Annotated in this window: 15 protein-coding genes and 2 pseudogenes; 8 read left to right on the top strand and 9 right to left on the bottom strand. The window is 68.6% G+C overall.

The window, feature by feature from the left end; translation table 11 throughout:
* Nucleotides 1–9: 9 nt before the first annotated feature.
* A pseudogene (locus LPC08_RS25450) lies at nt 10–693 on the bottom strand (potassium-transporting ATPase subunit KdpA); the annotation flags it as partial.
* Between the two features lie 582 nt (nt 694–1,275).
* On the opposite strand from LPC08_RS25450, the gene LPC08_RS25445 reads away from it, so the two are divergent.
* Both LPC08_RS25445 and LPC08_RS25440 read left to right on the top strand, forming a co-directional pair.
* Nucleotides 1,276–1,998 (top strand): nucleotide-binding protein, encoded by a 723-nt coding sequence (locus LPC08_RS25445; RefSeq protein ID WP_230453229.1) that lies wholly within the window; start codon nt 1,276–1,278, stop codon nt 1,996–1,998.
* Nucleotides 1,979–2,575, top strand: a complete 597-nt coding sequence (locus LPC08_RS25440) for a DUF3102 domain-containing protein (RefSeq protein WP_230453228.1) — start codon at nt 1,979–1,981, stop codon at nt 2,573–2,575. The genes LPC08_RS25445 and LPC08_RS25440 overlap by 20 nt, the downstream gene beginning before the upstream one ends.
* A 67-nt stretch (nt 2,576–2,642) precedes the next feature.
* On the opposite strand, the gene LPC08_RS25435 is transcribed toward LPC08_RS25440, so the two are convergent.
* Entirely contained in the window at nt 2,643–3,770 is a 1,128-nt protein-coding gene (locus tag LPC08_RS25435; protein WP_230453227.1) for a hypothetical protein, read from the bottom strand.
* Nucleotides 3,771–5,555: 1,785 nt separating this feature from the next.
* Here LPC08_RS25435 and LPC08_RS25430 point away from each other — a divergent pair.
* The gene (locus LPC08_RS25430) at nt 5,556–6,080 is read left to right on the top strand and encodes a hypothetical protein (protein WP_230453226.1); all 525 of its coding nucleotides are present in this window, start codon (nt 5,556–5,558) and stop codon (nt 6,078–6,080) included.
* A 448-nt stretch (nt 6,081–6,528) separates the two neighbouring features.
* A pseudogene (locus LPC08_RS25420) lies at nt 6,529–7,556 on the top strand (Tn3 family transposase); the annotation flags it as partial.
* Between the two features lie 478 nt (nt 7,557–8,034).
* On the opposite strand, the gene LPC08_RS25415 reads toward LPC08_RS25420, so the two are convergent.
* Entirely contained in the window at nt 8,035–8,922 is an 888-nt protein-coding gene (locus LPC08_RS25415) for a hypothetical protein (RefSeq protein ID WP_230453225.1), read from the bottom strand.
* A gap of 179 nt (nt 8,923–9,101) precedes the next feature.
* Entirely contained in the window at nt 9,102–9,782 is a 681-nt protein-coding gene (locus LPC08_RS25410) for a hypothetical protein (protein WP_230453224.1), read from the bottom strand.
* Nucleotides 9,783–10,194: 412 nt separating this feature from the next.
* Between LPC08_RS25410 and LPC08_RS25405 the strand changes: the two genes are divergently transcribed.
* From LPC08_RS25405 to LPC08_RS25395, 3 genes are read left to right on the top strand one after another with little or no spacing between them, the layout of a single operon-like run.
* Nucleotides 10,195–11,283 (top strand): DUF262 domain-containing protein, encoded by a 1,089-nt coding sequence (locus LPC08_RS25405; RefSeq protein WP_230453385.1) that lies wholly within the window; start codon nt 10,195–10,197, stop codon nt 11,281–11,283.
* Nucleotides 11,283–12,014 carry an MAE_28990/MAE_18760 family HEPN-like nuclease gene (locus LPC08_RS25400; RefSeq protein WP_230453223.1) on the top strand — a complete coding sequence of 244 codons (732 nt, stop codon included), beginning with the start codon at nt 11,283–11,285 and terminating at the stop codon, nt 12,012–12,014. Before LPC08_RS25405 ends, LPC08_RS25400 begins: the two co-directional genes overlap by 1 nt.
* Nucleotides 12,011–13,090 carry a DNA cytosine methyltransferase gene (locus LPC08_RS25395; protein ID WP_230453222.1) on the top strand — a complete coding sequence of 360 codons (1,080 nt, stop codon included), beginning with the start codon at nt 12,011–12,013 and terminating at the stop codon, nt 13,088–13,090. Before LPC08_RS25400 ends, LPC08_RS25395 begins: the two co-directional genes overlap by 4 nt.
* 30 nt (nt 13,091–13,120) lie before the next feature.
* Here the strand turns inward: LPC08_RS25395 and LPC08_RS25390 are convergent, their stop codons facing one another.
* From LPC08_RS25390 to vsr, 5 genes are all read right to left on the bottom strand, one after another.
* Nucleotides 13,121–13,942, bottom strand: a complete 822-nt coding sequence (locus LPC08_RS25390; RefSeq protein WP_230450819.1) for an IS5 family transposase — start codon at nt 13,940–13,942, stop codon at nt 13,121–13,123.
* Nucleotides 13,943–14,271: 329 nt separating this feature from the next.
* A complete protein-coding gene (locus tag LPC08_RS25385; protein ID WP_230453221.1) occupies nt 14,272–16,011 on the bottom strand; it encodes a hypothetical protein in 1,740 nt (579 codons plus the stop codon).
* 169 nt (nt 16,012–16,180) lie between these two features.
* A complete protein-coding gene (locus LPC08_RS25380; RefSeq protein WP_230453220.1) occupies nt 16,181–17,092 on the bottom strand; it encodes an HNH endonuclease in 912 nt (303 codons plus the stop codon).
* A gap of 91 nt (nt 17,093–17,183) precedes the next feature.
* Nucleotides 17,184–18,206 carry a hypothetical protein gene (locus LPC08_RS25375; protein ID WP_230453219.1) on the bottom strand — a complete coding sequence of 341 codons (1,023 nt, stop codon included), beginning with the start codon at nt 18,204–18,206 and terminating at the stop codon, nt 17,184–17,186.
* Nucleotides 18,207–18,331: 125 nt separating this feature from the next.
* The gene (gene vsr / locus LPC08_RS25370; RefSeq protein WP_230453218.1) at nt 18,332–18,715 is read right to left on the bottom strand and encodes a DNA mismatch endonuclease Vsr; all 384 of its coding nucleotides are present in this window, start codon (nt 18,713–18,715) and stop codon (nt 18,332–18,334) included.
* 116 nt (nt 18,716–18,831) lie between these two features.
* Between vsr and LPC08_RS25365 the strand changes: the two genes are divergently transcribed.
* Complete coding sequence (locus tag LPC08_RS25365; protein WP_230453217.1) at nt 18,832–19,953, top strand: sigma-70 family RNA polymerase sigma factor; 1,122 nt, start codon at nt 18,832–18,834, stop codon at nt 19,951–19,953.
* The last annotated feature ends 261 nt before the right edge of the window (nt 19,954–20,214 follow it).

Raw genomic sequence — 20,214 nt, 5'->3', positions numbered from 1 at the left:
ATCCCTACGATGCAGCGAGTTCACGCCGAAGAAGCCGCCGCCATTGGTCCCGAGATGCTTGATGGCGAGTTGGAAGGCGACGGGGCCCAGCGCGATCGCCTGCTCCGCGCCGTCCGGGGTGGCGGCGGTGACGGCGGCCGCCAGCGTCTGCGGCACGCCCATGGCGACGAAGGCGAAGGCCGCGAGCAGCGCCAGGGGCAGCAGCAGCCACAGCGTCACCCGCGTCGCATCCGCCCAGAAGTTGCCCAGCTCCCGCAGCCCGCCGCCGGCGAAGGCGCGCGCGACCGCGAAGGCGAGCGCGAGGCCGGTGGCGGCGGAGAGGAAGTTCTGCACCGCCAGCCCCGCCATCTGCGACAGGTGCGACATCGCCGCCTCGCCGCTGTAGGCCTGCCAGTTCGTGTTGGTGACGAAGGAGACGGCGGTGTTCAGCGCCAGCCAGGGCGGGATGCCGGCGAAGCCCTGCGGGTTCAGCGGCAGCACCCCTTGCAGCCGCAGGATCGCGTAGAGGAGCGCGAAGCCCGCCGCGTTGAAGGCCAGCATGGCCAGCAGGTAGCCGAGCCAGTTCTGGCCGCACGACGGGTCCACCCCGGCGAGGCTCAGCAGGCGGGCATCGAGGGCCGCGGCGGGCCCGAGACGGCCCTGGGCCAGGGCGGCGAGAACGAGCGCGATCTTCGCCCAACCGGACGGTGTCATGTCATGGAGTCTCAGATCTACGGTCAGGGCGTGGCCCTCGGTCGCAAGGGCTCAAGGCCTGGCGGCATTGTCCGCGGCGCTGAGTGCGCGGCTGTAATGCTTTGCCTCACTACCCCGCCCAGCCGTTCCATGTTTCGCACTAGCATGACGCATAGCACCAGCAACGGGACCTTCAGCGGCGGGCGCGCCACCTACCGGCCCTGCCGCAGTTCCGAGCGCCGTGAGACGTATCCTAGCGATGATCCCACACTGTGAGCGGCCCTCATCGGGAGAAGCCCACGAATGACAGATTCCGCCTGCGAGGCCCGGGCCCTCGTAAAGCGGTCCGCTTGAAAAGACTGACCGGTTAAACATTCCAGGCTCCCGGCCAACATGCTGGCGAGATTACCGGCACGGTCCCAAGAGCATGGTCCTTGCCAAACATCTGACCATCATCTCGATGCCGCCCCCTCCGTCAGCCTCAGCGCCCGCTGCGGACCTGCCGCCTAAAACGACAACCCCTCCTTCGGCTGCACCTAGTCCTCTTCAAGCTACCTCTGGGTCAGTCTTTTGGAACCCTCGCTAGGCGGCCGCCCAAGCTGCATGCTACAGGCCGTTTGGGGCAGCAACGGGGAGGCGTTGGCCGTGCTGAGGATACTGGTGTGCAGCCCGAAGGGGGGGTCCGGAAAGTCCCTCCTGTCGCGGAACTTGGCTGCTGCTGCCGCACATGCCGGCCTGCGGGTTGCCACCGCCGATCTCGACCCCCAGGCGACGCTGACCATCTGGGCCCGGCGCCGTCCGAAAGATGTCCCGCAGATCGCCCACTACAAGGTCGCTTGGGCGGACGCCGATGCGCTGATCGACGACGCCGAGTTCGAGGAGACGGACGTGCTCTTCATCGACACGCCGCCGAGCATAGAAACCCAGCCGGCAGCCTTCGGCGCGTTGCTCGCGGCGGCCCATCTGATCATCGTGCCTTCCCGCGTCTCCTTCGACGACGCGGAATCGGTGGCACCGTTCCTGCGCCACCTGACCGCGGAGGGACGCCCGGCCGTGGCGGTCCTGAACTTCGTCAAGCCGCGCGTGAACATCAACGCGGTCAAGCGCTTCCTGCTAGAAGCCGGTGAGCTGTGCCCGGTGGAGGTGGCGGATCGCACCGACTATGCGCGCGCCGGTGCCAAGGGTCTCAGCCTTGTCGACGTGCCGACCCATCCGGGCGCGGAGGAGATGCGCGCCGTCTGGGAGTTCGTCTCAGGCCGATTGGGCCTGAAGGCCGCCAGGTCAGGCAAGAGGAAGGGGAAGTCTCGTGTCAGCCAAACGGCTTAAGCTCGATCAGGCACCGGAGCCAGTGCTGCTGGAGGGCGATGCGCGCGTTCATGCCCTGCAGGTCGCCAAGGCGGAACCCAGGCGGGCGGACGAGTTCGTCGCGGAGATCACCCTTCTGTGGTCGCGGGCGCAGAACACCTTCCTCGATATCGGCCGCCTGCTCATCCGGGCCAAGGACATGCTGCCGCACGGCGAATACATCGCGGCCGTCGAGGCGCATCTGCCCTTCTCGGGCCGCACCGCCTACCAGTTGCGCGAGGCCGCGCGCTGGGCCATCGAGATGGACCGGCAGAAGGCCATCCCCGTGGAACGGCTGCCGGGCAGCTATTCCACCATCTACCTGCTCAGCACCCTGGACCCGCCGCTGCTTCGCCAAGCCGAGGCTGAAGGGCTGATCCGGCCCGAACTGCGCCGGGCGGAGCTGGTGGCCTGGCGCCGGAACCAGGGTGCGGAACCGGTCGAGACGCGGCAGTCGCTCCTGGCCCGGCGCGAGAAGCTGCAACGGGAGCGTGACCGCCTGGAGGATGAGCTGCGGCGGATCGAAGCCGCGCTGACCAGCAGGCCGGGGAGAGACTGAGCATTCCGCCGCCGATGCGGTGGAAGGCGCCCTGCGCCCCCATCTCCCGGCGACGTGGGCGCGGAACTCAGCCTCCGGTGGCGGCCACGGCGGCCTTGCTGTCGTCCGAGAGCAGCGCGAGCTGACGGCGCTCCGCACGCACGCGGGCGGTGATGCCGCGGTCCACCCGCACGAAGCGGTCGGGCCTCTCGCCGCCCGCCTCGGTCATCCGCCGGTGGGCGTCGCGATAGAGCCGGTCGGAACGGCGGATCTCCTCCAGAAACGTCGCCGTGGGCACGAAGTCGAACAGGATGTCGACGTTCTTGCGCCCTTCGCGGATGACCTCGCCCTCCACCTGCTCGATGATCCCCTGCTTGACCAGGATATCCACGGCATTCCCGACGTTGCGCAGCGTGTCGCGCGGCCGGGAGCGGGGCGCGACGCCGCCATCGCGGGCGATCTCCATGGCGGTCATACTCGCGGTCGGCACGATGGCGGGCCCGATCCCCGTCACGTTGCCGAAGGTCTGGCAAAGCCGCTTGTAGAGCCAGCGCGACAGCGGATGGCTGATGCGCATCAGCCACTCGTAGTTCATGTGACGGTAGCGAAGGTCCTTGATGGCCCCTTCCACCAGTGGGTTGAACTCAAGATAGGCGCGGTCCTCGTCCTCGCGACGGCGAAGCGCCAGGACGGGGAAGCTGGACGAGGACATGACCTGCGTGGACTTCTTGTCCACCCGGGTGATCTCCACCACCGCGGTGTGCAGGATGGTGAGGGCGTCCTTGATCTCCTCGATCGCGAAGAGGTGGCGCACCTTCCGCAGTTCCTCGCGGATCTCGTACATGGTGAAGGTCAGCCGGACCTTCTCGTTGTTCACCGTTAGCTTGCCGCGATCCGTGGCCAGGCGGTGGATCACCGCCTCGACGATCTGCTCGCGCTCGCCCGGGAACTGCTCCCGCTCCGTGCCATCCGACCGCACGATGCGTCCGGGCCGCAGCAGCAGGGAGTAGGGGAGGCCGCCGTGCTCGAACTGGCGGCGGATGCTCTTGAGGTAGCTCCCCTCCTTGCGGCTCTCGGTATAGAACACGAAGCGCGGCGCCAGATCGTAGAGATCGATCGTGTTGCTGTAGCGCCCGTCGTCGTCCGTCTCGAACAGGGTGATCTGCAGGGGCGGATCCTGCCGGAGCGGGATCTTCGGGGTCGCGCGCTGCATCATCGCCCTGGCCTCCTCTGCCGGTCACGCGGCGGACCACCCTGCCTGTTCCACTGTTGTCCGGGCAAGGTGGACCCGCCGATGGGGTGGGAAGGGCATGACGGGGAAGCGCGCGTGCATGACGGAAAGCCGCGCGCCTATGACGGTAGGCCGCGCGCTTGCAGGATCGGGGCCCTTCCCGACGGCAGGGCAACCCGGGGAATGCCCATGCCCGAAACCGAACTCAGGCGGATTCGCCCGATCTGCCTCGCCATGGCGCTGCGCTCCGGTCCCAGCCGGCGCAAGGCGCGCGGTTCTCCGTCATGCCGCCCCCTGCCGGGGGCGTGGAACGCGGGGTTTTCCGCGTCCGGTGGACGAGCGGGCCATGGGAGGGCGGGAGCAACATGACGGAGAACCGCGCGCCTGGATCACCAGCCCGGAGGAGGGGGAGGACAAGCCCTGTCGCGCCAGGCGCGACATGACGGAAGGCCGCGCGCTTTCCAGGCCCCAGGCGAGGCGCCTGGAAGACGGGAAAGGCCGCCGGCCACCAAGGTGCGCGGGATTCCGTCATGCCGGGGCCGTGCCCACGGGCATGGCGGACACGAGGGCAATGCAAGCCGCGAGGCTTTCCGTCATAGGCGCGCGGTTCTCCGTCATACCCCGAGTCGCGGACTCGGGCCCGGCGAGGCGCGCGTACCTCCGTCACAAGCGCGCCTTCCGCCGTCATGGCGAGCGCGATTCTCCGTCAGGATCGCGACCAAGCCCTTCATACGGGGGGATTTTTCCCTTTGACCGGCTTGGCCCGGCGGTCTTGGCATCGCTCGTCGGGCCGCATTGGGTGGCCCATGGAGGTGCCGGATGAATGGCAGGAACGGCATGGTGACGCGGTGGGGCAGGGTCCCCGCCTGGTGGCTGCTTCACCCCGGGATGGATGCGGACCGCTTCTGCGTGATGGCGGCCATGGCCACCTATGCCGACGAGGCGGGGCGGTGCGACCCGTCCCAGGCGACTCTGGCCCGGCATCTCCGTCGCAGCCGCCCCTGGGTGAACGGCGTCGTAGCCCGGCTGGCGGCCGAAGGCTTCCTGGAGAAGACAGGCCGCTCGCGCCGGAACGGCGGCAACACCTCCTGCGAGTACCGCCTGCGCCTCGAACCGCCGGAGGCGGGCGTCGGGACCGTCATCCCGGTGACTCCCCCCGATGCGATGCAGGACTCCCCCCGTCACCGGGGTGACCAGAGTCAGCCCGTTCCTGAACAGAGTCAGACACGCCCTGAACCGCGCGCCGCGAGCGAGGCCCCATCCCCGTCACGGGAGCCGGCAAGACCCGCGGTCACGGAGGTGCCCCAGGACTGGCGGCCGAGCGAGGAGGAACTGGAGCGGGGGCGGGGCGCCTGTCCGGAGGCCGATCTGCTGGGACACGCCGCGCTGTTCGTGCACCGCTGCCGGGCCAAGGGCTACCGCTACGCTCCCGCCGCCCTGGGGGACGCCTGGCTCGCCTGGCTGATCGAGGACCATGGCCCTGGGGGACGCCGCGCCAGCCAGGGCAACACCTCCGGAGCCCCGGGAGGGGTTAGGGAAGGGGGGGCCGGGCCTCGCCCGCCGTGGCACGCCCCCAGGCGGCCCGCGGACCGAGGTGAGCGCCTGGAGGGGCGGATGAGCGCCTGGGCCGCCGCCGCCGCCGCCCCGCGCCTGGCCGGAAGGATCTGACCGGTGAGGAGCCAGACCTCCGCCATCCGGCAGGAACGGAGGGGTGCCCCGGCGCCCGCGCGCCCTGAAGCCGCCCCGCCCTGGCCGACCCCACCGGAGGACGTGCTTCGCCTGCTCCGGCGTGGAGTGGTCTCCTCGCGCCTGGTCTTTCCGGAAGGCGGCCCAAGCCGAGAGGTGGTGGTCTGGCGTGCGCCACCGATCACGGATCGCGCGCTCCTGGCGCGTGTCGAGGAGCATCTGACGGCGGTGGAAGCGTGGTTCGAGCCGATGGACCGCGCCGAGCTGCTGGCACGGCTGCTGGCGCTGATCTCGCACTACCGGGTCGAGCCGCAGCCGCAGCAGATCGAGATGATGATGGCCGACGACTGGGCGGAGGATCTGGGCGGCTACCCGGCCTGGGTCGTCGAGGCGGCCGCGCGGCACTGGCGGCGGACGAAGCGGTTCAAGCCCCAGATCTGCGAGATGATCGCGTTGTGCGAGGCCGAGTGCGGCGAGCGGCGCATCCACCGGGACCGCCTGCGCGCCATGGTCGATGCCGCGCGCCAGAGCATCTCGCCGCACGGCCGGCGCTTCTCGACCCTGGCGGGGGGAAGCCTGGCCAGGGTGCCCGCGGAAAGCTGGGACTAGTGGTCTGAACCGGAATTTCGTTGGCGTTTTGATAGAGGTGTAGGGTGGGTCGTCTCTGATGGGAGGCGACCATGGGACGCGGCCCGAAAGCGGCATCGGTGGTGCTGACGGCGGAGGAGCGCGAGGCGTTGCAGCGCCTGGTCCGTCGGCGTAGCGCAGGTCAGGCGGCGGTGATGCGGGCCCGTATCGTGCTGATGGGCGATGCTGAGCCGGATCTGCCGAACGGTGTGATCGCGGACCGCCTTGGGGTCAGGACACGAAAGTGCGCTGAGTGTCCGGCTCGGGCGAACGGAGGCGGAACTCATGCCGCGAGAATTGAGGGCCGCTCTCGTAGCGGCCTGAGCGCGCCAGGGGTGGGCTGGGTGTCGGCGGCCCAGACGTAGTCGCCGGTGAGGCCGACGTGTTGCCAGCCGAGCGGGGCGACGTGGCGGACGAGGTTCGGCGGGACCGGGCGACGCTCGCGCGCATCATCGACGCACACCACGCGCTGCCGGTCGCCGCCGCCTGGGGCGACGGCACCACCTCGTCGTCGGACCGGCAATTCTTCCGCTCGGCCCGGCGCGGCGACGCCGCCGGCGAGGTCAACGCCCGCTATGGCGCCGACCCCGGCCTGGGCTTCTACACCCACGTCTCCGACCAGCACGGGCCCTACAGCGCCTGCATCATGTCGGCCACCAGCCACGAGGCCCCGTACGTGCTGGACGGGCTGCTGCACCACGGCACAGCGCTGCGGATCGACACGCACTACGTCGACACGGGTGGCGCCTCGGACCACGTGTTCATTCTCTGCGCCATGCTGGGCATCCGGTTCTGCCCGCGGCTGCGCGGCTGCGCGACTTCGCCGACCGCAGGCTCGCTACCCTCGCGCCGACCTCGGCCTACAAGGAACTCGCCCCGCTGCTGGGGCGCCGGGTCAAGGCGGAGGTGATCCGTGGGCATTGGGACGAGGTCCTGCGACTGGTCGCCTCGCTTCGTGCCGACACCGTATTGCCCTCCGCCATGCTGCGAAAGCTCGCCGCCTACCGGCGGCAGAACCAACTCGATCTGGCGCTGCAGGAACTGGGCCGCGTCGAGCGCACCCTGTTCATGCTCGACTGGCTGGAATCCCCGGCACTGCGCCAGCGCTGCCAGGCCGGCCTGAACAAGAGCGAGCAGCGCCATGCGCTCGCCCAGGCGGTGTTCACCTTCAAGCAGGGCCGCGTCGCCGACCGCAACCATGAGGCACAGCCGTACCGCGCCTCCGGGCTGAACCTCGTGATCGCCGCCATCGTATACTGGAACTCCACCTACATCACCGATACCGTCGCGCACCTGCGCGCTCAGGGCCGCGCAGTGCCGGACGAGTTGCTCGCCCACACCTCGCCCCTGACCTGGGAGCACATCGGCTTCTCCGGGGACTTCCTCTGGGACCGTGCCGCCGCCAGTGCAGGGCGGCGACGCCCGCTCAATCCAGATCGCGGCAGGACAGCCGCCTGATCCACGTTCACGCCCCGTTCGCTCTTCGCGTTGTCTATCTGACAACCGACGCTATGCCCTTTCCTTCCTGCCGTGCGGCGGGTCATCCAGCTCGTGTTGTTCAAGGCCGCGCTCACTTGGGTGGCGGAGCGCCCGGACCTCGTGAACACGGCGCTCGACGTCGGCCTCAGCGAGGATGGGACGGCGGTCGTCCGCTCCTATCCGCTCCCGTAGGAGAAGCTGCGGAGGTCGGGCAGGGCCATATACGCTCGCATGCGGACGTATATCGCTCCGCATGCAATCGGATACCTCTCGTGCAGCGAGAGAGCGCTGACGCGTCACGGTCCCATCACGTGGACGAGGTGCGCTTGGAAGTTTCGGATCGGGAGCCATGTCACGCTGCGCGTTGATCGGCCCCGGCCAAGGCTCTACCGGTTCGGGCGTAACCCCCGGGTCCGCCTCTGCCGCGGGGCATGCGCCCGGGGGCACGACCCCTCCCCTAACGGGCCGAGGCGGCCAGAACCTCGCGCACCGTGCCGTCCCGTATCTCGACGGTGTGCTCGAAGTGCTGCGTCCCCGCGCGCCAGCCCTCGGCGTGAAACAGCGCCTCCAGCCATAGCGGGCGGTCCAGCTCCGACACTTCCACCGCGGCCGCGACGACCTCGGCCGCGCGCGCGTGGCCGGCGATGGCGTCGGCACGGACGGCGGCGAGTGCCGCCTCCGGCGTGAGATAGAGGCGGCGGAGCCCGTCGGCCGCGGCCCGGATGAGCGCCGGGCCGTCCATCGCGCGGTCGCCCTTGCCCCAGGCCTCGACGAGGAGGGCCACCATCAACGCATCGCGCTCGCGGGCGGTGGCGGACGGCGTCAGCGCGAAGGCCTCGCGCGCGATCCGCCCCATGGTGGAGCCGGCCAGTTCCTCCCCGAGCGCGTCGAGGAGGAGGTGCGCCGGCGGCCGGTGCTGTGCCTGGTGCCGGTCCACGCCGGAGACGAGGGGGAGGAAGAGGTGGGAGCAGCCCTTGTCGGCGATCTCCTTGAGGAAGCGCCCGATGCGCTCGGCGCTGCGCGCATGGGGCAGCTCCTCGCGGAGGCCGGCGGCGAGCACCCGGGGGTCGCGCCAGCCCTGCCAGGCGCGGTCGCGGACGTGGCGCAGCACGGCGTAGGGGTCGTGCGGCACGCCGCGCTCGGCGCGCACCGCCCAGGCGAAGGCAAGCGCCTGGAAGAGGTCGCGCGGGATCTCGTGGGCCGGCCCCGGCATGAGGTCGTCGGCGAGGGTGGCGACGAAGTCCCACAGCTCGGGGGCGTTGCGGAGGGCGTCGCCGCGGCGGGCGAGGCGGCGGGCGCGGAATTCGTCGTGGAGGCGTCGCAGGGGGTCGAGGAGGTTCATCATCAGGTCTTGGGAGTGGTCCTGGGGCGAGGTGGTGCGGCCCCGTCCGCGGCAGTCCGCCGCCGACCGTCGGCGGTCGCGCGATGCCGCGCCGGGCGCGGGCGGTGTGGCACCCCGGAGGGGGCGGCGGGAAGGCTCCGGGACGACCGTTCCACCTGGGGGCGGAGAGGTCCGCTGCGGGATCAGGCGAGGGTGCCGGGGGCCTCCACGGCCGGCGTGTCCCGGCGGCGCCGGCCGCCTTTGCGGGCAGGGGCGCGGGCGCCGGCCGAGAGGGGAAGCTGGAGGTGGGCGGCACTGTTCCTGCGCCCCCTCTCCGGCCCTGGCGCGGATGCCTCGGCGTCCACTGGCACGGGCCAGAAGCATTCGACGCGGCCCTCCTCGCCCCGGAGCGCGAGGAACACGACCCGCTTCACCTCGCCGGCCTCGCCCGTCTCCACCGCGAGCCGGAACATCAGTCCCTCCGCCTCGTCGCCGCCCAGCGCCAGGGCGAGCTGCTCCGCCTCGCTCTCCTGCTGGCGCAGCGTGCGCTTCGTGGGGTCCTCCGCGTCGCCACGGAAGAAGCGCACGGGCACGCCGTCCACGAGGAAGACGAAGTGATGAGTTTCGTCGAGGATGCCGAGCCAGGGGTAGCGCCCGCTCTCGGCAGCGCGGGCTAGTTGGTGCTTCGAGAAGGCATAGGCGCGGCAGCCGACGGACCAGGCGTCGTCCCCGGCCCAGGGATCGGCCAGCGCCAGGGCGTCGGCGCGACCGCGGGCCAGCAGCCGGGCTGCCGCGGCGAGGCGCTCCTCGGTGAGCGCCGGGTGCAGGTCCCACGGGCGACGGGGAGGACGGGAGAGGCCGGCTTCTGCGACGTCGGGCGCCATCGGCACAGCATATTCCCTACGACGAGCGACCGCGACCGACCTCCCAACCAGGCCCGACATGGGATAATGGCTTTATTGCACGACGTATCCGGATCGCCTTTAGATTCCGCATGCCCACCCGATTCGCAGAGCACGGCGACAACCTCCCCCGGCGAAGACCAGCCACGGTCGTGCAGGTCGTGACCCCCGTCCGTGCCGAGCTGCACCGGGCGCTGCGCGTCAGGGCCGCCGAGGAGGGCACGACGATTCGAGTGCTCGTCATGCAGGGGCTCCGCGCGATCGGGCTGCCGGTGTCGCCCGATGACGAGAAGGATCGCCGCGGCTCCCGAGGCAACCGGCACCGCGCGGCGCCCGGACCGCGGCGCGCCGTAAGCCCGGGGGTGCGGTGATGTCCTCGGGCGACGCCCAAGACATGGCAGGCGATGAGGCTGCCTCGGCTGAGGAGCTGCCCACGGCACTCACGGAGGAGCAGAAGGCCGCAGCCGAGGCCCAGATAGCCGAACAGTCGAAGCGGATCGAATTCAACTTGGTCGAGTACACGATCGAGATCCTCGCAAACAAGATGGAGGACGGCTCGTTCTTCATCCCGGACTATCAGCGCGAGGACACCTGGGAAGACGCGAGGAAGTCGCGCTTCGTCGAGTCTATCCTCATGGGCCTGCCCATCCCGTTCCTGTTCTTCTGGGAGCGCCCGGATGGACGGCTGGAGATAGTGGATGGCTCTCAGAGGCTGCGGACCATCCAGCAATTCATCCTCGGAGGCTTTCGGCTGGGAGAGCTCGACACGCTCAACCTGATCTCCGGGTTCCGCTTCAAGGATCTGCCGGAGTCCCGCCAACGCAAGACCAACAACCGTTCGATCCGCGGCATCATCCTGAACGAGCGTGCCGACGAGCGGGCGCGCTTCGACCTGTTCGAGCGCATCAACACGGGCAGCAAGATTGCGAACACCGCCGAGGTCCGGCGCGGGGCCTTGGTCGGCCCCTTCGTGCGGATGGTGATCGACCTAGCCAGGGATCCCGCGTTCGGCGAGTTGGCGCCGGTGCCGAAGGCGCAGGAAAACATGCGGGAGCGTGAAGAGCTGGTGACGCGCTTCTTCGCCTACGGCGACGGGTTGGAGGGCTACAAGGACCGCGTATCCGACTTCCTGTATGACTACTCGAAGAGGATGAACGCCGCCTTCGAGGCAGATCCGTCCCTTGAAGCCGGCTATCGAGAGCGCTTCCGCCACACGATGAGCTTCGTCGCACGGGTGTTCCCGCATGGGTTCAGGCGTACCCCGAAGGGGACGGAGACGCCGCGCACACGCTTCGAGGCGATCGCGATCGGCAGCTTCCAGGCTCTTGAGGAGCGTCCAGCGCTCGCAAGCCAGACGCCGGACGTATCCGCCTGGATCGGCAGCGCAGAGTTCAAGAAGGTCATCGGGTCCGACGGGGCGAACGCGATCCGCCGCCTGCGGGACCGGATGGAATTCGTCCGGACCCGCCTGCTGAGCGCCTGATGGAAGCCCTACGCACCGCGTTCGAGGAGCGCCTCCAGGAGATCGACGCGCACCTCGAACTGCTGGACAGCATCGAAGCGCAGATAGGGGCGGGCAAGCCGAGGAGCGGGCCGAAGGTGTCCCCGCAGCAGCAGAAGATCCTCTACTCGACAGTCTTCCTGCTGCTCTACAGCTTGGTCGAGGCGACCGCGACGCAGTGCGTCGAGGCTGTCTGCACCGCCGTCGACGGCAAGGGCTGGAGGCCACACGACCTCTCGGACAGGGTGCGGCTGGAGTGGGTACGGTCAATCGCGCGGACCCACGAGGATCTCGTCTACGACAGGCGGCTGACCTCAGCGCTGGAAATGTTCGAGATGCTGGTTGCAGGGTCACCTGTAGCCGGTTTCAAGGTCTCCGGCGGTGGCGGCAACTGGGACGACGATCGCATTGAGAAGATGCTCAAACGGCTCGGCTTGCAGGCTCGCCTGACCGAAGAGACGAAGCGCGGGGTGAAGAGGCACTTCCACGAGGGGATGGGAACGCTTGAGTTCATCAGGCATCGCCGAAACAAGCTGGCGCACGGCAACCTGTCCTTCGTCGAATGCGCCGGAACGTTCACCGTCAGCGAACTCCGAAAGCTGAAGGAGGGCACGGCTGCCTACCTCCGCGAAGTCGTGGAATCCTTCGCGACGGCGATCGCAGGCCATGAATACCTGAGGCCGGAACGCCGTCCCGCGCGGGCCGGGGCATGACGATGCCCCTGGTTCCTTCGATCGAGTGCGTTGACCTCTTCTGTGGCGTCGGCGGCCTGACGCACGGCCTCGCACGCGCGGGCGTGAAGGTTGTGGCGGGGATCGACCTCGATCCCGACTGCAAGGTGCCATACGAGGCCAACAACGATGCCGCCTTCCACGAGCGCGACGTGCGCGACCTGACCGGAGGCGAGGTGCAGGCGATGTTCGGGGCGGGTGCCGTGAGATTGCTTGCAGGGTGCGCTCCTTGCCAACCCTTCTCGACGTACAGCCGCAAGGGTCGGCGCGACGATGGGCAATGGGACCTGGTCCGCGACTTCGGCCGCCTGGTCAGGGAGTCTCAGCCGCATCTCGTCACGATGGAGAACGTGCCGCAGCTCGTGGACTGCCCGGTCTTCGCGCAGTTCCTAGCCGACCTCGCCGGCTACCAAGTCTCCTGGGACGTCGTCGATTGCGTGCGCTACGGGGTGCCGCAGACGCGCAAGAGGCTCGTCCTGCTGGCCTCCCGGCTCGGTGCGGTGTCGCTCGCGCCGGCAGGTCGGCAGAGGAAAGCGCGGACCGTCCGCGCGGCAATCGCCAAGCTCAGGCCCCTTGAGGCTGGGGAGGCCGATCCGCGCGATCCGCTGCATGCGGCGTGTCGCCTGAGCGACCTTAACCTGCGGCGGATCAGGGCTTCGAAGCCTGGCGGAACCTGGCGCGACTGGGACGCGTCGCTGCGCGCGAAGTGCCACGCGAAGGATACGGGGCAGACCTACCCCAGCGTGTACGGCCGGATGGAGTGGGATGCCCCAGCTCCGACCATGACGACGCAGTGCTTCGGATACGGGAACGGCCGGTTCGGGCACCCTGCCCAGGATCGGGCGATCACCCTGCGGGAGGCTGCCATCCTCCAGACTTTCCCGCGACGCTACCGCTTCGTCGAGAAGGGCAAGCCCCTCATCTTCAGCATCATGGGACGCCTGATCGGGAACGCTGTGCCCGTGCGGATCGGCGAGGTCATCGGCAGGAGCCTCGTCGCCCACGTCGCCGGGGCGATGGCCGAGCGCGCGGTGCCGGGGATGGGCAAGCGGGCCTAAGAGTCTGATTCATAATTATCCGGCGTGATTTCATGGCCTTGCGATGCGGCGTGCGAAGAGCTGGATCGAGGCGATGAAGAGCCATGCGGTAGCCGATGCGATGGTCTGCTCGAAGTCCTTGGCGAGGCGGCGGTTCCGATTGAGCCAAGCCAGTGTGCGTTCGACAACCCAACGGCGCGGGAGGACGACAAACCCTCTTGCGGCATCTGACCGTTTGACGATCTCGACGGTCCATTTGCCGATCCGCCGGAGGGCGTCCCTGAGCTTGTCGCCAGCATATCCACCATCGGCGAAGACATGGCGCAGCCACGGGAAGCGCTTGATGATCTCGGCCAGCACCAGCGGCGCACCGTCACGGTCCTGGATGTCGGCGGTGTGGACTACCGCATGGACGAGATTGCCGTCGGTGTCGGTCAGGATGTGGCGCTTGCGGCCCTTGGTCTTCTTGCCCGCATCATAGCCCCGAGGTCCGCCGCTTTCCGTGGTTTTGACGCTTTGGCTGTCGATTACCCCGGCGCTGGGCGAGGCTTCGCGACCCGTCCCCTCACGGGCGATCAGCAACAGAGCATGGTTCAATGACAACCACAGCCTATTGTCCCGCCACAGGTAGAACCAGCGCCGCACCGTCGAGACCGGCGGAAAGCAGGGCGGCAGCATCCGCCACGGCAGGCCGCCACGCAGCAGATACAGGATCGCCTCGACAATCCGCCTGAGTGGCCACTTGCGCGGGCGGCCCACATGCGATGCTGGCGGAAAGAACGGCTCCAGCAGTGCCCATTCGGCATCGGTCAAATCGCTTGGCAAAGCCAGTTCCGCACGGGCATACTGCGCCCGAGTGGTATCGGTCCACATCGTTGATCTCCGGAAGTTTTCGCAAAAACCCCTGAATCAATGACCTGGGCTGGCGTCAAGCTAACCCGCTGATACCACTCAACTTAATTTCGGATCAGGCTCTAACGTCAGCGGGCGGTGCGGGCACGCTGCCTGGCATCCGCTCAGGAAAACGCCGCTTAAGCGGCCGCTCGCTCGCGAGCTGCTGCGCGGCGGAGCGCCGCACGTCCCTTGCCGGTCCCGGGGTGGGCGGCGTGATCACCGACCATGTGCAGATATTTCCCCGGGACTGGCGCCACCAGCTCGGGCGGTGGGACTTCATCCTGCCGCGGAGGAACGACGACCCGCTCTCATGGCCGAGACTTCCCACATCCCTCCGAGCAAAAATCGCACTCGTCACAGATGAGCCGTCCACACCCGTCGCAGATGGCATTCTCTCCGACGACCAGAGGAAATCTATTGCACCAAGCGCCGCTGGCCAGCCGACCACCGCAGTAAGCGTACAACGTGAGCATGAGCCCTTCGGTGGTCCGCCCCAATAGAATGTGGGGGTGCGGGGCATCGAAGTGTTCGAAGGTGATGTCGTATTTCGTGATCGCCTGCCCACATCGCTCCAGCAATTCCAGGAGATTTCGAATCGAGTGCGTAGGATCGTATAGGCCGCCACAGCAGCTCGCCTCGCAGTCGCTCGAGATCTCGTACTTCAGCCGTTGCCGTCTCAGATACGGAACCAACCGCACGTCGGTCTTCTCGGGAAGGTTGGTGAAGTCTTCAACCGAGACGATCTCGCGGAGGAATCGGACGAAAGGCGTCGGATCCTCGTGGACCAGGCACCGGTTGACGAACTCCGAAATCGCGAACAGGGCGATGGTCGCCTTCGTGTAGCTGGCGCGATCGACGACTTTCGCGAACAGGTCGACGATACTTCTCCGCTCCTCGTCCAGACCCCGGTAGGGCCTTACCTCCTTGCTTCGTCCACGAGCGATGGCGGCGCAGAGGATTGTCTCGGGCCGCCATGCGAAGGCTTCCGCCAGCACCAGCAGGCGTTCGTGGTCGATAACGGGGCGCGGGAACTCGAAGGCCCAAGGCGGCAGGGAGTTCCGGTAGAAGGCTATCTCCATCCTCTGGACACGGTTCGGCAGATCGTTAATTGCGTGTTCGATCCGCTTGATCGACGACAGGGAAGCGATCCCGAGGAAGGTCTGGCGAACCGTGGCGCTGATTCCGCCGTCCGTTCCCGGGGCGACGCGGTCGTAATCGACCTGCGAAGCCACGCCTGCGATCGCGATATCCTCCCTCTCGATACGCTTGAACTTGCCGATAAAGGCGTGCCGGACCCGTTCCCGGCGGCTCGTCGCGTTCTTGACGTCGAGCGGGATGTCGGCCTGGACGTCGTACGTTCTCCAAAGGTCGGAGGGCTCCAGGACCTGCGTGATCGAGACGTCCCGAGCATCCACGCCCAGACCACAACGGTAGAGGTCGAGAACGTGCTTCTCGGCCAGTCGAGCGAATGCGAGGAACAGGACGGAGAAGGACTTCCGAAACTTGTGGTCTCCGGAGCGTGGGTCCGGTCCGTCGCGACCGGACTGCCACAGTCCGACGAGCGTTCGGTCCGCCTCGTTCAGCTCCGCGCACCTGAGACCGTGCCCCTCCTTCACACTGCCTACCTCGACGTGGGTGCCATGCCTCGCGGTACGAGCCAGCACCCCCGGCGACAACGTCCCGACCCCGAGGCTTGCCACGTCGGCGATGTGGGAGAGCGCGGCGTAGTACGGTCCGGAGGGTCGATCCCGCCGGGCCATGAAGGACTGCAATTCAGGACGGATCCTGCGGAGCAGTTCCAGGTCGGCGCAGTCGCGGTAGTGCGTGAGGGTGCTCAGGTCGTCCAGGGTGAGCCGCTGGAGCACCTCTCGGCTCAGGTTCGCCGCGATCATCCTCGGGCGTCTTCCCCGCCTCATCAGTTCGAGGTCCACGGCCTTGACGACCAGAGCCTGCCCGCGGTCGTCCAGGTAGAGATCGTAGAGCTCCGGCCGGCGTCGGGTGAACTCCTTAAGGTGTTCGGGGACGCCCTCGTGCGTGATCCTCAGCATCCTGGCCAAGGTGTTCGGAGGTGAACTTCCGCGCATCTCGTATCGAAGCCGGTGGCACTCGCTGGACCAGCTGATACCACCGAGTTCCGCCTTCGTCAGGCCCCGGGGCGGCCACGACGTATCCGAAATTCGATCGTGCATCCCCGCCGATCGGCGAGCCCGCACGACATCACCCCGAAGCGAAGATGGCGCGATGCCTCGCCACGAACTCCGGTCGAGGCCACAGCCTTCGATCCGAAGGCAGGTGGACCAACTGCATCTGCCGAGCGAACAGCGATCTCAGCGCGGCGGGCACCTTGTTGTGCGAGACGAGGAGAGCGAGATCGTCTGTCAGGGAGATCAGGTGCCGGTCGAACAGCCAGTGGGCCGTCGCCGACAGCGCGATGCCGTTCTGCACCACGTCGGGGCCGCCGTCCGCGACGGGCAGGATGTGCGCCGCCTGCGCCTCCGCCCGGCCGCCGCCGTTGACCATCCGGAGCCCCGTCACCGCGCAGCGGTCCTCGTAGGCGTCGAGCACGCTCCGGCGGAAGGCAGCGTTCCGGATCCTGCGGTTCACGAGGAGCGCTTCGATCCGGCGTTCGTGCTCCAGCTCGGGGAGCTGGACGAGGTAGGCGGTCTCGTCGTCCACCTCCGCCCCAGCCAACCCAAGCCGGACGGCGTTGGCGGGGTCCAACGTCTCGGCCAGGCCGGCATGGACGATCGCGACGAAGTCCTTCTCCACCAGGGCCCGCACCGATCGGCCCTGGAGCGTCCTCCCGCGGTCCGCACCGGCCACTCCGCGCAAGATCGCCTCGTAGGCTCCGACCGGCCCATCAAGGGGGACCGGACGGTCGAATGGGAGGTAGTCCGACATGTGGGCGTAGGAGTGACCGACCCGGGCGGGATCCGGCTCGACGCTGCGGACCCGCGCGACCGCAACGTAACCCGCCCTGCCGCCACCCCTGCGGGGTTCCCGGTAGACGACCCAGTCACCGACCGCCGCGAGCGCGGCCGCTAGATATTGCCGGGGGAAGTGATATCGGCGGACGACCTCGTCGTCGTAGCCGGAACCCGGCCGAACGTCGAAGACAGCCTTCGTCATGCGCCTTCGAACCCCGTCGCGATGCCCTTGGCTCTTGTCAGCCCCATTCGGTCGCCCTGGACCCGACGGACCGGCATCCGATCCCCCTGGATCACCCTCGGCCAACGATGCGGCGAAGGACGTTCCGGGGTAAGGATACGCGGCGGCCCCGCCGGTGGTATGGCAGGATCTCCACGTTCAGGGATGCGAGCAGCTCCTCGACCCGTCCGAGATCGCCCGCGGGTAGGACCGCCACCTTGCGATGCGGCTCCTCAAGCAGCTTCTCGTAGAGGAACAGCTGGCCGACCGCCGTCTGCAGGTCCGCCGCCGTCGCCGCGACCTTGATCTCGAACAAGACCGCGCCACCCCCGATGGTCCGCAGGTCGGGGCCCCATCGCCCGACGCGCCCGTTGCCGTGCCTGACCTCCAGGGCGTCCAGTTCGGCGACGAGGGCGTGCCAGACGTCCGCATGGTGGCGATGGGCAGTCCGTGCGTCCTGCGCGCCGACCTCGTAGCTGCCCCGCAGTTCCGGGAAGCTCCGCTCCGCCCGCTCGACTGCCTCGTTCCGATCCGCCGCGACCTCACCCAGGGCGACGATGTCCCGAACCCGCCGGCACTCGGCGACGTAAGCCGCCATGCGGCGCTGCACATCCCCCGCCGGCGCGTCGAGATCCGCGACGGGATGGCAGGCTACCTCGGAACCATCGGAGAAACGCACGCCCACGGGTCGGGTGCGGGACAGCCGCGCGAACTCCGCCGTCGAGATGCGGCGCTCCGGAACCGACATGCGCCCCTTGTGGAGCACCCAGCGTCGGCCGGCGGCGTCTCGGGCCAGCACTCCCTGCAGTCCCGGGGCGATGCCTTCGTTCGGGGGATTGATCTCGACCACCCGGTTGCCGCCGGGCTCGTCGTGTCTCGCGCCGAAGGTGTTCACCATCCGGCCCCGCCAGCTGCCGAAATGGCCCCACAGGCCCAGATCGGGATGGAGGAGGATGTCTTCGGCACCGGGCCGACGCGCGGCCCCTTCCGCGAACCGCGCCTTCCAGTCCCGGACGGCGGAGCGCACGTCCGCGGCACCCTCCATCGCCGCAAGCGGCACCTTCGGATCCCGGACCTTCGCCTTCGTATCGCTCACCGCCCCCCGTCCTCGCATCTGGACGCCCCACGAGGGCGACCCAGCCAGCATCCTCGCGCCCGACGGCATAGAGGACCATCCCCAGGGCCACACTCGAGGTCCGGTCACCCGCTCCGGGCGTCGCCTCACCCAGGGGCGGGCTCTCCCCTCACGAGACCGGAAACCCTCTCCGCCGCCTCGGCTGGGACCTCATGTTCCCAGACCCTGACCACCCGCCACCCGAGCGCGGTCAGTCGCTCGTCCGTGTCGCGGTCCCTGCGCCGGTTCGCTTCGATCTTCGCGCGCCACCAGTCGCCGTTTCGCTTCGGCCAGGTCCCGTGGACGGGACAGCCGTGCCAGAAACAGCCGTCCAGGAAGACCGCGACCCGGGCGGCGGGGAAGACGACGTCCGCCGTACGGGTGGAGCCAGGCAGGAGACGACGCTGGAGACGGAAGCGTAGCCCGAGCCGGTGGAGCGCCGACCGCAGGGCCAGTTCGCCTCGGTTATCCTTGCCCTTCGTCGCCCTCATCCGGGCTCGCGTCCTTTCCGAGACCGCGTCCGGCAATGGATTCACGTTCCCGTCCCCCCGTTGATCATCATCGCGGATAATGGGACGATCCTCCACATTCGAGGATGGGACCGGGCGTGGACGAGGAGCAGCGCGAACTCGTCGAGGGGGTCGTGCGGACACTGCGGGCCGACTATTCGCGAGCGGAGAGCCCGATCCAGCACTCACGGGTGGAACTCCTTATTGAGCGGCGGGGCCTGAATCCCGAAGCCTGCGCCGCCCTCTTCCGCGCTCTTTCGGAGGCCGGGATCCCGCTTCAGGACGACGAGGCGGAGGTAGGTACGGCTCCGCAGGTCGCCAGTCGTGCCGGACGTGGGGTCTTCGACCGGCTGATGGCCCATCGCCTCCTGTGCCGGAAGGAGGAGGGCGAGCTCTGCCGGCGCTACCTCCAGGGGCGGCGCATGGAGGTAGCGATCGCCGAAGGCACCGTCGCCTCCGACCACGCCACGCGGCAGGTGGTCGCGCTCGGGAAGGAGGCGTTCGAGACCCTCGTCGAGTGCAACATGCGCCTGGTGTACTCGGTGGCCCGCCGCCATCTTCGCTACTCCAGCCTCACGCTCGAGGACCTCGTCCAGGAAGGGGTTCCCGGGCTCATCCGTGCCGTCGAGCTCTTCGACCACACGCGGGAACTCAAGCTCTCCACTTACGCGACCTGGTGGATCCGCCAGGCGATCACCCGCGCGATCGTGGACCGCGGCACGACGATCAGGTTCCCCGTGCACGTCGCCGAGGACATGCTGAAGCTCCGCCGCGCCGAGGATCGCTTCGGCGTGGAGCATGGCCGCTCGCCGACCCTGGAGGAGATGGCCATCGAACTTGAGTGGTCCCAGCGCCGGGTCCAGCGGGTCAGGAAGGCCATCCGGACGGGAGTGGTGTCCCTCGAAGCGGCGCTGGACGACGAAGGCGAGGGTGGAGGACTGATCTCGATCATACCCTGCGAGGACCCGTCGCCGGAGCAGGTCGCCATCGACCGGGCTCTCACGAAGAACGTCGCATCCGCCCTCCGCGTGCTGCCGCCCCGGACGGAGGCCATCCTCAAGCGACGTTTCGGAGTGGACACCGGCCGCCCCGAGACGCTGGAGGAGATTGGGCGGAGCTACAATGTCACCCGCGAGCGGATCCGGCAGATCGAGGCGAAGGGGCTGAGGCGCTTGAAGCATCCCCGTATCAGCCGCCCGTTGAAGTCCTTCGTCGAGTAGGAGGAACCGCTTGGACGAGTATCGCGCATCGGAGATCTTCTCCGAGTGGCTCCATGCCCGGGTCATCGCCGCAGCGAGGGGCACGGACGACGCGCGGTCGGAGCACGCTCCCTCAGGCAAGTACTTCCTCGGTCGCCTCCAGCCTGCCGACGCGGTCGGCAACGACCCGCGTGGCGATCGCGCGGAGCGTCTTGAGCCGTGCGCCGTCGGACTGCGGGTTCGGCCCAGGGATGCCGGACCCTGGTCGTTCGAGGTCGGGGT

The sequence above is a fragment of the Roseomonas sp. OT10 genome (genome assembly GCF_020991085.1).
Taxonomy (GTDB): Bacteria; Pseudomonadota; Alphaproteobacteria; order Acetobacterales; family Acetobacteraceae; genus Roseomonas; species Roseomonas cutis.
The sequence above is the reverse complement of the archived record's forward strand: the minus strand, read 5'-3'. Positions and strand labels throughout refer to the sequence as shown.